14 protein-coding genes are annotated in these 12,553 nt (G+C 43.5%); all 14 read right to left on the bottom strand.

Going from position 1 to position 12,553, the window contains the following annotated elements:
* Positions 1-65: 65 nt before the first annotated feature.
* The 14 genes from AE2B122_RS03020 to AE2B122_RS02955 all read right to left on the bottom strand — a co-directional run bounded on the left by AE2B122_RS03020 (position 66) and on the right by AE2B122_RS02955 (position 12,502).
* The gene (locus AE2B122_RS03020) at positions 66-635 is read right to left on the bottom strand and encodes an SLOG family protein (protein WP_095268818.1); all 570 of its coding nucleotides are present in this window, start codon (positions 633-635) and stop codon (positions 66-68) included.
* An 80-nt stretch (positions 636-715) separates the two neighbouring features.
* Positions 716-1,156: a CotD family spore coat protein gene (locus tag AE2B122_RS03015; protein WP_175073045.1), complete on the bottom strand. Its 441-nt coding sequence runs from the start codon at positions 1,154-1,156 to the stop codon at positions 716-718.
* An 80-nt stretch (positions 1,157-1,236) separates the two neighbouring features.
* Positions 1,237-2,277, bottom strand: coding sequence for a type 2 isopentenyl-diphosphate Delta-isomerase (fni, locus tag AE2B122_RS03010; RefSeq protein WP_175073044.1), 1,041 nt, complete (start codon positions 2,275-2,277; stop codon positions 1,237-1,239).
* Positions 2,278-2,300: 23 nt separating this feature from the next.
* Complete coding sequence (locus AE2B122_RS03005) at positions 2,301-3,770, bottom strand: NAD(P)/FAD-dependent oxidoreductase (RefSeq protein WP_175073043.1); 1,470 nt, start codon at positions 3,768-3,770, stop codon at positions 2,301-2,303.
* Positions 3,767-4,888: a glycosyltransferase family 2 protein gene (locus AE2B122_RS03000; RefSeq protein ID WP_175073042.1), complete on the bottom strand. Its 1,122-nt coding sequence runs from the start codon at positions 4,886-4,888 to the stop codon at positions 3,767-3,769. The genes AE2B122_RS03005 and AE2B122_RS03000 overlap by 4 nt, the downstream gene beginning before the upstream one ends.
* Before the next feature lie 16 nt (positions 4,889-4,904).
* The gene (locus tag AE2B122_RS02995) at positions 4,905-5,567 is read right to left on the bottom strand and encodes a lysophospholipid acyltransferase family protein (protein WP_175073041.1); all 663 of its coding nucleotides are present in this window, start codon (positions 5,565-5,567) and stop codon (positions 4,905-4,907) included.
* A complete protein-coding gene (locus tag AE2B122_RS02990) occupies positions 5,533-6,264 on the bottom strand; it encodes a carotenoid biosynthesis protein (protein ID WP_175073040.1) in 732 nt (243 codons plus the stop codon). Before AE2B122_RS02990 ends, AE2B122_RS02995 begins: the two co-directional genes overlap by 35 nt.
* On the bottom strand, positions 6,261-7,115 hold the full coding sequence (locus AE2B122_RS02985; protein ID WP_175073039.1) for a phytoene/squalene synthase family protein: 855 nt from the start codon (positions 7,113-7,115) through the stop codon (positions 6,261-6,263). The genes AE2B122_RS02990 and AE2B122_RS02985 overlap by 4 nt, the downstream gene beginning before the upstream one ends.
* A complete protein-coding gene (locus tag AE2B122_RS02980) occupies positions 7,084-8,565 on the bottom strand; it encodes an NAD(P)/FAD-dependent oxidoreductase (RefSeq protein ID WP_175073038.1) in 1,482 nt (493 codons plus the stop codon). Before AE2B122_RS02980 ends, AE2B122_RS02985 begins: the two co-directional genes overlap by 32 nt.
* Positions 8,562-10,085 carry an NAD(P)/FAD-dependent oxidoreductase gene (locus tag AE2B122_RS02975; protein WP_175073037.1) on the bottom strand — a complete coding sequence of 508 codons (1,524 nt, stop codon included), beginning with the start codon at positions 10,083-10,085 and terminating at the stop codon, positions 8,562-8,564. The genes AE2B122_RS02980 and AE2B122_RS02975 overlap by 4 nt, the downstream gene beginning before the upstream one ends.
* Before the next feature lie 126 nt (positions 10,086-10,211).
* On the bottom strand, positions 10,212-10,628 hold the full coding sequence (locus AE2B122_RS02970; RefSeq protein ID WP_175073036.1) for a cytidine deaminase: 417 nt from the start codon (positions 10,626-10,628) through the stop codon (positions 10,212-10,214).
* Positions 10,606-11,013: a DUF1798 family protein gene (locus AE2B122_RS02965; RefSeq protein WP_254593398.1), complete on the bottom strand. Its 408-nt coding sequence runs from the start codon at positions 11,011-11,013 to the stop codon at positions 10,606-10,608. Before AE2B122_RS02965 ends, AE2B122_RS02970 begins: the two co-directional genes overlap by 23 nt.
* Before the next feature lie 45 nt (positions 11,014-11,058).
* Entirely contained in the window at positions 11,059-11,274 is a 216-nt protein-coding gene (locus AE2B122_RS02960) for a hypothetical protein (RefSeq protein ID WP_038560843.1), read from the bottom strand.
* Positions 11,275-11,542: 268 nt separating this feature from the next.
* Positions 11,543-12,502, bottom strand: a complete 960-nt coding sequence (locus AE2B122_RS02955; protein WP_175073035.1) for a DUF2515 family protein — start codon at positions 12,500-12,502, stop codon at positions 11,543-11,545.
* Positions 12,503-12,553: the final 51 nt, after the last annotated feature.

Here is a 12,553-nt window from a genome sequence, read left to right as displayed (position 1 = left end):
CCTCATTTATACAATTGTATATAAGTCCATTCTTTCAAAATCATCCGTGATTGTCAATTTTCTTCTCATGTCTGGTCCCAATAATTAGGATCGTTCATCTGTTCCCGCTCAAGTGTGTCCTGCAAATCCAGCGCAGTTATATAGTAGAGCCCATAATCATGCGCTTCTTGATAGCTGCGTGCTTCTTTTAGGAAAAAATCGACACTGCCTGTCTGGTTTTCGTCAAACATGACAAGAGCAGCCTCTGTTTTAGACAGCATCCATTTATCACGTGCCTTGAATTGGTAAGGCGCCTTATAGTCACCTTCATAAATCGGCTGGTAAAAATCAGCAAGCATGATCACTTCTTGGTACTCTTCCTGAAGATCTTCGGACCAGCGCGCGTCCTGATTATCAAAAGGCGGGATGACAGCAAGCTGGATATCATATTCCTCTTCCTTTAAATCAAGTACAACCTGGGCTGTCCACAACTCTACACCAGTCTGTCCTGACAGGAGCACCCATTCCAATCCAGCTTCAATCAGACCGAGCAGCTTGTCCCGTATTGTTTGCTTGATATAATGCACACGAGGATCACTCATTTTAAAGATTCCCATTTCGTAGTGCTTGTATCCAGTAACGTATAAATTCTTCATTTGGGACATGCGCTCCTCTTCTTTTCACTGTTTCTATCTAAACATAAAAGAGCTGGCTGACGCCAGCTCTAATAGGACTATTAGTACCACTTTTTCTGCGTTGGTTTAGGTTTTGGTGCCATTTGCGGTTTTGGCTGCTCAGGCATTGGCTGGTACATTTGCGGGCTTACCTGCTGCGGCATTGGCATAGGTGCCGGAGCCTGCATAGGCATAGCCATCGGCATCGGACCGCAGTCCTTGCAAGGATTCGGTCTCGGCGGGCTGTTGTGAGTCGGGCTAAGATGTGTCTGCTCCATCGATTGTTCATTAGCAAAAGAAGTCGTATGCGGATACGCGTGGACATTCTTCACCTTATGATGGTTCACCACTGTTGTATGAACTGGGTGTATATGCTCAATTACCTCTTCAGAGTAAGTGTGTTCTACATTGTTGATAACAGGATCGACTATCGTCTTCGTTCCGCAGTGCACTGGACCACAATGGACTGGGCGCGGAGGAGGACAGCAATGTCTTTTACGCATGTTCTTTCCCCTTTCTGTATTGGATTCTCTATAACATATGAAAGGGCGAAAGAACATGTACTATGACAATCACCTATATTTCAGGCGTTTTGACTGATTAACCTGTCCGTATTTTTTAATGCTTCCAAGTTTTGAGCTCCAATTCCGAACATGCTAATCCGCAGTTCAAGCTCCAGCTGCTCGAATCGTTGGAGCAATGCTTCTTTCGAATCCACAGCTTCCGGCAAAATGGAACGTCCGTAACCTGCCATGTCAGCTCCTAAAGCTATCGCTTTAGCTGCATCAACGCCATTTGTTATTCCTCCGCTGGCAATCAGACAGTCAGGAGGTATTGGCATTCCGCTCAGCCTTTCAACGCATTTAGCAGTCGGAAGGCCCCAATCAAGAAATGCTGACGCGGCTCTTTGTTTTATAGTATTCTGAGAACGATATTTCTCTACTTCTATCCAAGAAGTACCTCCAGCACCTGCTGTATCGATGAATTGTACGCCTGCTCCAATTAGCTGACTGCATGTGTCAGGAGCAATCCCAAAGCCCACTTCCTTGACTCCGACAGGCACAGACAATGTATCTGCTACTTTCGCAATTTTAGACAAAAGTCCGCTGAAATTAGTATCTCCCTCATCTTGGAAAATTTCCTGCATGCTATTAAGATGCAACACAATGGCATCTGCGCCTGTCAGACGAACGATTTGACTGCATTCTTCAGGTCCATAACCATAATTCAGCTGGACAGCACCGATATTTGCGAAAATAGGAATTGTCGGCGCTTCTTCCCGAAGCTGAAAACTTGCAGCAGCCGCCTTATTTTCCAGCGCCACTCGACTAGATCCAAGCCCGAGTGCCCAGCCTTTTTCCTCGGCAGCACTCGCTAAGTTCCGGTTAATTTCATGGGCACGGGGCGTACCGCCTGTCATACTGCTGATCAGAAAAGGTACTTTCACTTGTTTATGAAGAAATGTGGCACTAGTATCAATTGAATCGAAGCTGATTTCAGGAAGAGCCTGATGCTCGAATCGGTATGATTCGAAGCCAGTTGAGATACCTTTTCCTTGTACTTGTTCATTCAACGTAATATGTATATGTTCATCCTTACGGTTATGTATGGATCTGTCTGTCATCCTGTTTCCCCCTGGCTCTAAACCTATCCCTGTATTATTGCTTGCGCTGTCAGTTTTCCGCTTAATGTGACCATTGGTGTACCACCGCCGGGGTGAGTCGAACCACCCGCAAACCAAAGACCTTTGATATGTGTATCTTTATTTGGTATTCGGAAAAAGGCTTGCTGAAGATTATTGGAACTCATTCCATAGATAGCTCCCCGAAAAGCACGAGTGCGTACGGCTAAATCAGCTGGAGTCTGAAGTTCTTCTATGATAATTGATTCCGATAGAGCAGTAAGCCCTTTATCTTCAAGCTGCTGTATAAGCTGTTCTTTGTACCGTTTTTTATCCTGCAACTGGTTCATACCAGTAAGATACGGTGCGTTTGCAAGAACGAATAAATTGCTCATGCTTGCAGGTGCAAGGTCCGGTTCACTTGCTCCAGAAAAACAAATATAAAGTGTCGGCTCCTTAATATAAAGTTTTTTCCTAAAAATCGATGTGAATTCTGCTTGATAATCGGAAGGGAAGAAAACATTATGGTGAGCTAATTGTGCGTAGCGCTTTTTTACACCCAAAAGCATTGTAAAGCCAGACAAAGAAGGCTCTACTTTCTTTATTTTATGATCAGAAAAATGCGGTCGATCAGACTTATCCAGCAGTCCGCTGTACATACTGAGGGCATCTCCGTTTCCGATAAGCGTATCACAAGCATAGTCACCTTTGGTAGTCGTAACCCCTGTTACAGCCCCTTTACTTGTCTCTATACTGGTCACATCTGTTTCTTTCTCGACGGTAACCCCTAATTCCACAGCAAGCTTTTCAAATGCTTCCACAAGTTTATACGTGCCACCTTTAATGCCATAAACTCCTTCCCCTGCTTCCAAAAATGCAAGCATTGCAAAAATGGATGGCGCCTGAAATGGAGAAGACCCAACATATGTGGCGTACCTGCCGAAAAGGCGTAATGTATTTGGATGTCGAAAGTACTGTTTTAATAAAGCTTGAAATGATTGCATCGGACGAATCTTGGCAAAATTACGCAAAAGTTCAGGCTGCAGCTTTTCCTCCCATAGAAAGAGAGGTTTATGAAGAAATGCCTTTTCTGAAATCTGAAACAGCCTTCTGCTTTCAGCAAGGAAAGCAGGATAAGCTTTTGCATCAGCTTTGCTGTAGGCGGCTAGCTGCTCCTGCATCCTCTCAACATCTGGTGTCAGTTCGACGACGTTCCCATCCGGAAAAAAATTCTTTCCGATTGGGGAAATTGGATAGAAAGATAAATAATTTCTGCTGTCTCGCCCCGTATCATGAAATACTTGTTCAAAGATATGCTTTAGTGTGATGGTGCTGGGTCCCAGATCAAAGTGAAAGCCACCTTTATTAACCTGTTGGAGCTTGCCGCCAAGTGTTTTGTTCTTCTCAAGTATTTTAACATCCCAGCCAGCGTGGGCAAGGTAAATACTGGTCGTTAAACCCCCTAACCCGCCACCTATAATAACAGCTCGTTTCATTCGTAATATCTCCTGCCTTTCCATTCATATCCCTCTCTTTTCTTATGAATCCGTATTGCATCCAGAGCAAGCAAAATAAAGCAGCTGCATCCAATAGGAAAGAGAAAGGACGTATACCAGCTTGTCTTCGCCTGGGAATCAATGAAAACCTTAATGACTGCTCCTATTAGATAAGCTGTAACAGCCGCGAGCACAATCTGCATGTCTCCAATTATCAATCCAAAAAATATGCAAACCGTCGGCAGCACATACACTAGTGCATATAACAAACAAATAAATAAAGTAAGGAATATATTGCTTCCCGTCCCCGTGAAGATATTTTTACGGAATCCTAGCCATACAGAACGGTTCGTTTCGTACATCCGCATACTGGCGAACTTCTCTCCGCGAAGCAACGCGACTGCAAACTGAGACCGCTTCATAAGACGCATCAGTTCCATATCATCCACTATGGCTGATTTGATCGCTGCATGACTGCCTGCGTTTTGATAACTTTCCTTGTGGATACAGATAAATGCGCCGTGAGCTGCTGTAAATTTAGGGTCTTGAGTTTTTGTTACTTGTCGGATTGGTAAGTGGCAAATAACGAGGAAAATCATGAACGGAACAAGCATGCGTTCAAGAAAGGTATGAACACGCTGCCTCGGAAACGCGGATATCATCCGATAATTCCTGTCAAGAAACGGCTGAAGTAGCGCAAGTCCGTTTTTTTCCACTGTTACATCCGCATCTAGGAACAACAGCCATTCCCCTTCCGCATGTTCCCCTAATTGCTGACAAGCAAAGTTTTTCCCAGTCCAGCCTGAAGGCAGGTCCTTGCCTTGATAAAGTTTTAAGTTTGAAAGCTTGTACTGGAATTGACGTACAACAGCAGATGTTCCATCTGTGGATTGATCATCCAATACAAGGATTTCTTTTATGTAGTCCTGTTGTGGAATCAGGCTTTCAAGTAAGCGTTCAATATTATCTGCTTCATTACGTGCTGGTATCAATATACACAGTGGCTTTATCGGTGTATTCGCTCTTAATGAACTTTTCGGAAAAGCTGTACTGTTGTAGAGCACCCAGATCAGCTGAAAAATAAGTAGGGAATGAATGACAAGTAACAGTACAAGCATAAATGCTTCTCCCTCCCTAGCTGATCTGTTCCTGGGGCTCTATATGCTGCCCGCCGATGATCGTCTGTTTATGCTCGTCTGCTTGTTCCTCCAGCAGTTTCGATAAATACAAACTCACACTGGACCTCGTCATTTTTTCCCAGTCCTCTTGAATTGGTTCACCGAAGTGTATTGAAGCAATAGGTTTCTTTTCTTCTCCAAAATGATAATGCAAAGTAACCGGAACAACTGGGACCGGCATCTGATGCAGCAAATACCCTATTCCCGTCTCAAAAAAATATGGTCTCTGATCTTGATGCAAAATCTGTCCCTGCGGAAAGATCCAAACGTAGCTGCCCGCTTCCAGCAGCTGTCGCGCATACTGAAGGGAAGCGACAACATCGCGAATTCTTGATTTATCAATTGAGAAAGCACCGAGCTTGCGAAAGAAACGATACGTTTCCAGTCCTTCTTGGGCCATAAGCATAAAATGATTACCCTCTAAATGCTTTTCAGTGGCTTGAAAAATTAACAGACCATCCCACCAGGAGCTGTGATTTGCAATATATATTGCTGGTTTTTCTGGTACATGGACGTGTCCGGTAGCTTCAACCCGCTCAAAGTTACGGGGAAGCAAATAATATCGTTGGTAAGCGGCGAAAAGTTTAATGAACCAGTGCTTTTTTTCTGCTTGAATCAAGTACTCTCCTCCCTTCTGTAAAAAGAATGAACAGAATGGCTAGACAAGCAACAAGGATGAATCCTTTTTTCAGAGCCAGCAGACCGAAAAACAGGAACATCAATTCCAACAAACGATAAGACTGGACTGTCGGCTTTGCACCTTTTTGTAACGGAAGCAAAAATGACAGAATCGCAGCGAGGAAGAACCATGTAATAAAATTCGTTGCCGGAATACCATAATAAAAGCCACCGTTATCCCATTTCCAGAAATCCCAAGCTAATGCGACAGGATCGAGTATGAAATCGATAAATACGACCCATACGCCTGTCTCTAAAGCCCGAAGCCACTTATTTTGCTGTGTGCTGATCATAGTGCTGTTAATAATAAAACCAACCCAAGCAATGGCGATTGTAAAAGGTACTCCTAACACATGATAGCCGAGCATCGTCGTGTATTCGTATTCACCAAAAGGATATCCAGTATAAACGCTTAGTGCCTCAATCAACAGTGTAGTAGCTGCAATAATAAACAGAACGGTGAACATTTTACTCATTTTCGGTTTACTGAAAAAATAGGTTTTACTTTCTACCAGTACCGCTGACGTATAAAGAATCATAAAGATACTATTGGCGAAATACAGCCATTCCGGAAGTTCCCAGAATAAAAGAAGTACAAGCCCAATAACTAACCAAATAGAAAAGATACGGTACATCATGTAATTGATTCCCTTTTCCTAGCCTTTTTAGCTGTTTGGTAGAGTGCTAATTTACGGGACTGCGATACATAAGCACGCTTATGGAACACATCATAGTCATTCTCTTTGATTACATCCATAATTGCTGCATAATAGCTGCTAGCCAAAGTGATAGCGAATGCGCTCGATTCAGGATAGGTATTCAGACCTTCCAGTCCTTCTTCAAACCAATTGTTAGCTGTATTTATCAGGTCGTCAATTACTTGGCGAAACGATATGGATAATTCCTGCGCATAAAATGCTTCTTCTGTATAGTCGTATGCCGACAAAATGGATAGCGGTATATATCGTCGGCCCCGCTCCAAGTCTTCCCCGATATCCCTTAAGATATTGACGATTTGCATCGCCTTTCCAAGCTTGATTCCTGCTTGTACAATTTTTTCCGAAGGATAATCGTGCAATACCGGCAGCAGCATTTCGCCGACAGATCCGGCTACATGGTAGCAGTAGTCTTCCAACTGTTCAAATGTCTTATAATGAGTATGCATCTCATCCATCCGCTGACCTTTAATCTGAGTGAAGAACGGCGCTGGTTCCAGATTCGGAAAAGTGTCGAATAGCCAGCGTAGGGAAGGCCAGATAAAATGCCCTTCAGCTTTACTGAGATGTTGAAAGTTCCACTCCAGCTCGTCTAGGGTATAAACGCTATTTTCAGGTTCATCCATGCTGTCATCAATCATCCGACAGAATGTATAAATAACGAACACAGCTTCCTTACGCGGTGAAGGAAGCTCGCGAAAAGCCTGATAAAAGCTCGCAGAATGCTGCTTCATCGCCTTTTCACACGCTTTTGCGTACGGTTTCTTGAGCATAGTCTCCCACCTCACTCATAATTAGATCACTTAAATTCTTTGCACCTTGCATGACGATCGGTACACCTCCACCGGGGTGGACAGAAGCGCCGACAGCATAAAGTCCTTCAAAGCCAAATGGCTTGTTCTGTGGGCGAAAACCTCCAGATTGCAGCAGGTTGGGAGCGATCCCAAAGCTTCCCCCTTGGTACAATCCAGCCTGACTCGCATCCGCCGGTGTCCTCAACTTCAGCCATTCGATCGAGTCCAATAATCCTGGCAGCAGTGTCTTCTCTGCTTTATGGAGTACGCGTTCAACGAGCAGATCTTTCTGCTGGTCCCAGTTAATATGGTCACCAGATGGAACAGGAACAAGAAAATATAAAGCCGACTTTCCCGCAGGCGCACAAGTTGCATCTATTGAATTAGGATTGAATACATAGAATGAAGGATCTTCTGGAATAGTTCGAGATTCAAAAATAGCCTCCATATTTTGCTGGAACTGTTCAGGAAGAACAAATTGATGCGTTTGCAGCTCTTCCCATCTCCGATTGGTTCCTGCATAGATGAGCAGACAGCCACTGGAGGCCGAAGGCTGCTTTTTCTTTTTTGCTTTTTTATCGTCAAGTAAGGAATGAATGGCAGGAAAATCACCGTTGTACACTACATTATTAAAAGGCTGGAAAGCTCCGTCTACCTCTATTCCGCTCACCCTTTTCCTTTTTTGCTGAATCTTATCAACTTTTGCGTTGTATTGAAGTGTGACTCCGCGTTCTTCACAATACGAAACCAACGTGTCAATCAATCCAGCATAGCCGCCTTTGACATACCAGATACCGTGCGCATGCTCACTATAAGAAATCAGACCATAAATAGCAGGTGTCGTATAAGGAGATCCTCCTATATACAGAGATTGCAACGCATATGCATCCTGTAGCTTCGGTTCATTAAAATAATCACTTATGAAGCTATGAACGTCACGGTAAGCTTTTGATTTATAAAGGAAGCGCAGATTGCTTGACGTAAAGAAGCGAAACCTGTTAGAAAAACCTTGCTCCAAAAACTGACTCACTCCAACCCGGTATACGTTTTCCATATCGTGCATGAATTGATCATATTGCGCTGCTTGATTTGGAAACTTTGTCAGCAATTCTTCTTTCTGTTTTGCTGGATCAGAGTATTTTGTATAAGCAGTATCATCTGCATAATGAATTCTGTAAAGCGGATCACACTTTATTAGCTCAAGTTCATTCTGCGGAATAGCACATGCATCCAATACATTGCGAATCATATCGGGCAGGAGGACGATTGTCGGGCCTTGGTCAATGCGAAAGTCGCCGTCTGTTTCGTATTGCATACGCCCTCCCGGATTCGCTTGCTGTTCAAAGACTGTAACTTGATGTCCTTGTCTTTCAAGAAGCAATGCAGTTGTAAGCCCGCCAACACCTGCACCGATTATAGCCGTCTTCACATTGTCACCTTCTCTTGAGATGGTTTTATCGATTGAGTAGTTTTAGCTCCACTGTTTTTCTCGACTAAATCGGCACTGATCTTCGCCGACTGAAAAATAGTCGGCAGTCCGCTGCCTGGATGCGTTCCTCCTCCGACAAGATAACAATGGGAAAGTTCTTTCACCTGGTTATGTGGTCGGTTGTACATCATCTGATCTAGTGAATGTGCCAGATTAAATACTGCCCCGTGCTGAATGTTCATCGCTTCCCAATCTGACGGTGTGATACAATGTTCTGTTTCAATCAGAGACTCGATATTCTCTATACCTGTTTCACGTGCAAGAATATCAAGCATTTTCTGACGCATACGAGGACTCGCTTCTTCCCAATCAATGTCAGCCTCTGTATTTGGAACAGGCATCAGCAAATATGCTGTAGACTTTCCAGCAGGTGCTGTTGTTGGATCGAGTTTAGTCGGATAATGAATGTAAACGGAAGGATCCTCTGAAAGCACGAGCTGCTCTGTCATCTCCTCGACATTCTTTTTGTAGTCATTCGCAAAGACAACCATATGATGAGGAAGATCAACTTCTTGCTTCAAACCTAAATAAAGCATAAAGGTGGAGCAGGAATATTTCTTGTTTTCAATTTTCTTGTGGAATTTCTTTTTCCATTTATCCTCGAACAAATGCTGGACACTGTAGCTGTAATCAGCATTGATAATAACTTCATCAGCTTGAACTTCATGTCCATCTTCCAGACGAAGACCTGTGGCTTGCTTGCCTTCCGTTAGGACTTGCGCTACTGGTTTCCCAGTATGAACCACGCCTCCGTATTCCTCAATCACCTGTCGCATCGCTTCGCAAATTCGGTTGACGCCTCCAATCGGATGATACAGACCGAACTTATGTTCAAGATACGAAAGTATCGTGAACGTCCCCGGACACTTCCAAGGAGACATTCCTAAGTATTTTGCTTGGAAAGTAAAGGCATATTTCAACCGTTCATCACTAAAATAGGAAGAAAGCTTACTGTATACTGTCTGGAACATATCGAGCTTCGGCAGGGCATACAGTACATCCTTGCTCAAATAAGTGCGTCTATGTACGAAAGGTCGGCGTAGAAGCTTTTCCACTCGGTCGAACTTCTCTCCCTCTTTTTCCATGAACTGAATAAAACCTTGGCTTTCGCCCGGAAAGACCCGTTCTATTTCATCCAGCATATCTTGTCTATCAACTCGCGGTGTAAATGTGACGTCCCCAAACCGGAGCGTATATAATGGATCCAGCCGATGCAGCTGAACATAATCGTTAAGGTTGCGGCCAGCTTCCTCGAAAAGCTCCTCTAGAAGCTTGGGCATCATAAAGAAAGTTGCACCAAGATCGAATTGGAACTCACCATGCTTCAAACGTGAAGTCCTGCCGCCGATTACATCATTTTTTTCATATATTTCTACTTTGTATCCTTTGGCTGCAAGCAGCATCCCTGCTGTTAGACCCCCAGGACCAGCACCGATGATTGCTACTTTTTTCTTAGTCAACGGTCAGACCTCCATTCTGAATAGTTCTCTATACCCTGTTCGCCTAATGGAGAAACCTATCGAACGATAAATTAAAAAAGACCTAAAGTGTAAAAACACTTTAGGTCTTTAGATTACATTTAATTTTTACTGGGCAGCTTTTTCGTCAGAAAAGAGATCTTCTGGCTGGAAAGAAAACGGAAGCAGCTCTTCCATAGTAACTGTCTTCGAAACGCCATTCATGTTCGAAATATGGATGACAGCATCCTTAGGGAAGAATTCAGCCATTACTTGCCGGCATGATCCACATGGAGGAACTGGACGTTCTGTATTCGCTACAACAGCGATCTCAGAAAAATCTCTTTCGCCATTTGCAACAGCTTGGAAAATTGCAGTTCGTTCCGCACAGCATGTCACAGGATAAGCAGCATTTTCAATATTGCAGCCTTGATAAACATTTCCTGCCTTGGTTAGGACTGCTGCACCTACTCCAAATTTAGAATAAGGTATATATGCCCGTTCTCTTGCTTCTTTAGCTAGATTAATCAATTCTTCTTTCGTCATTGTTTTCTTCCTCTCCGTCGTGTCCTTCTAATCGGTCCATATCTTCATCAAGCAACTGAATGACGTAGCCGATCGATTGATGATAATCCATATATCGTTCGGGCCGGATGTCTATGTAGTAGCTATGCAGGATGACTAAGTGGACATTTTCTTCTGTAGACTGAACTTGCTGCGGATGCACACTAATCTCGCGCTGCTGGACAAAGTCCGCTGCAGCCTGATGCCATTCCTGAAGAAGCTGATACATAGGTTCTGTTTCCTTCTTCACCATCTCGAAAAATGCTTTATCATGCTTTTCGCTTGGCGGCTCATGATTAAGGAAGCGTTCTTTCAGTTGTGCCATCAAGTCGGATAGCTGCTTATTATATATCTGTAATGTCGTCAATATAACCCCTTCTCTGCTTATCGTGTTGTTCTATTATACAAGCAGTCAGGCTAATTTACCATGCTCATGGTTCCATTTATCATGCTTTTTATCTAGCTGGGACTCTGCTCGGAGCACGCGTTCAATCAAAGGTTGTTTTAGTGTCGTCCTGGAACGGTTTGCCTGTACGGTGAGTCTTTGGTCCAATTTCCGATATGCGCCAGCAAGCTGGAACAAAGCCAGCTGCAATTCTTCTTTGGTTACACCATTTTGCTTGTTCATCCGTATGCCCCCTTTTTCCTTACTGTTTCTGTTAAGAAAAGACTTCTCCTGCACAGCTGACAAAACAACAAAAAATACGGGCACATTCGCATGATTCAGAGCTGTTTCGCTCATCCTATCTATAAAGGAGGGTGAATGATGAAAAAGCAGGATAGAAAGACATCAAATGACCAGAAACGGCCGACAGCTCGCACTGCAGGTGACGGGTATGACAAAAAGCTTGATGGACCAAATCGTCCTTCCATATAAGTTTGAAAAAGCAAAGCGATCAATTGACCGCTTTGCTTTTTTTCTTGATTAATGCGGCTACTTTCATCAACCGCCTTTTCCAATAAAAGACGGATCCAGTTGGTCGATAACGCTTTTTTTTTGCAGAGATGAGCCAACTTTGTTTAATGCCCCCATATCTGTACCAATCCGTTCGAATATTATCTTCGTGTGAAATGACTGGATAACAAGTCCGCAGCGGACAACTGCCGGTAGTTCTAAACCGGCCAAAACATTCATAGTCATCACGAGACCCCGTATAAGGAGCAACTTTGGCAAATTGCAGAAAAGCGGTATGAAGCTGCTCATCAAAAAGGAGCTGACTCAACTTAATCCCCACCTGTATCCGTTCATCCACACTTGTAAAATGGTGAGCATACAGTCCATATAATCTTCCATCCAATGTCGGGAAAAATATGGCATTCAGACGGAATAAATCCTGTAGCTGGTATGGCCACCGGCTGAAGATATGCTTTTTATAAAAAGGCTGGACAATGACAGGTGAACCGATGACATGCTGTTCGTTGATAATAAGACAACAAAGCAGCTGCTGCATGTCACCCTCTTTTAAGTAAAGCTGCCACGTTTCTTCCATAAAGACAGAAACACGAAAATGGCGCAGATGTTCAACCATATCAATTTGTCCTTTTTTATGAGCTTCATATAAGAGCAGCTGCGGATATGCATCAGAGAAGATAAGCCAATTGGCACGTTCATAAAGAGAGAAAAGCTGTTTTCTTATACGTGCTGATAACAAGTTCTGAAACATATCCAATTGTAGATCTGTCATATTCCAGCCAGCGTTTCTGGAAACCATTGATGCTAGGAATGCCCACTTGATCTCTGGATTCCTTTCATAAAAAGCTTGATAAGCCATCGTTCTTCGGATATTATCTAAGTTTGCAGCGGCTGTTTTCTCTTCGATGGAAGCAAGCAACTGCGCTATGTCAGTAAATGTCATCGAATTGCCCCTTTTTTCAGTTGAGTTACATGCACAAAGTGAAGTATTCTA

Source organism: Terribacillus sp. AE2B 122 (assembly GCF_902497585.1).
Lineage (GTDB): Bacteria > Bacillota > Bacilli > Bacillales > Amphibacillaceae > Terribacillus > Terribacillus saccharophilus_A.
This window is presented reverse-complemented; position numbering and strand designations above follow the sequence as displayed.

What these genes read in the sequence shown, in the direction of transcription:
- AE2B122_RS03020 (WP_095268818.1), bottom strand. Translation starts at nt 635, where the DNA reads ATGAAGAATTTATACGTTACTGGATACAAGCACTACGAAATGGGAATC.
- AE2B122_RS03015 (WP_175073045.1), bottom strand. Translation starts at nt 1,156, where the DNA reads ATGCGTAAAAGACATTGCTGTCCTCCTCCGCGCCCAGTCCATTGTGGT.
- fni (WP_175073044.1), bottom strand. Translation starts at nt 2,277, where the DNA reads ATGACAGACAGATCCATACATAACCGTAAGGATGAACATATACATATT.
- AE2B122_RS03005 (WP_175073043.1), bottom strand. Translation starts at nt 3,770, where the DNA reads ATGAAACGAGCTGTTATTATAGGTGGCGGGTTAGGGGGTTTAACGACC.
- AE2B122_RS03000 (WP_175073042.1), bottom strand. Translation starts at nt 4,888, where the DNA reads ATGCTTGTACTGTTACTTGTCATTCATTCCCTACTTATTTTTCAGCTG.
- AE2B122_RS02990 (WP_175073040.1), bottom strand. Translation starts at nt 6,264, where the DNA reads ATGATGTACCGTATCTTTTCTATTTGGTTAGTTATTGGGCTTGTACTT.
- AE2B122_RS02985 (WP_175073039.1), bottom strand. Translation starts at nt 7,115, where the DNA reads ATGCTCAAGAAACCGTACGCAAAAGCGTGTGAAAAGGCGATGAAGCAG.
- AE2B122_RS02970 (WP_175073036.1), bottom strand. Translation starts at nt 10,628, where the DNA reads ATGACGAAAGAAGAATTGATTAATCTAGCTAAAGAAGCAAGAGAACGG.
- AE2B122_RS02960 (WP_038560843.1), bottom strand. Translation starts at nt 11,274, where the DNA reads ATGAACAAGCAAAATGGTGTAACCAAAGAAGAATTGCAGCTGGCTTTG.
- AE2B122_RS02955 (WP_175073035.1), bottom strand. Translation starts at nt 12,502, where the DNA reads ATGACATTTACTGACATAGCGCAGTTGCTTGCTTCCATCGAAGAGAAA.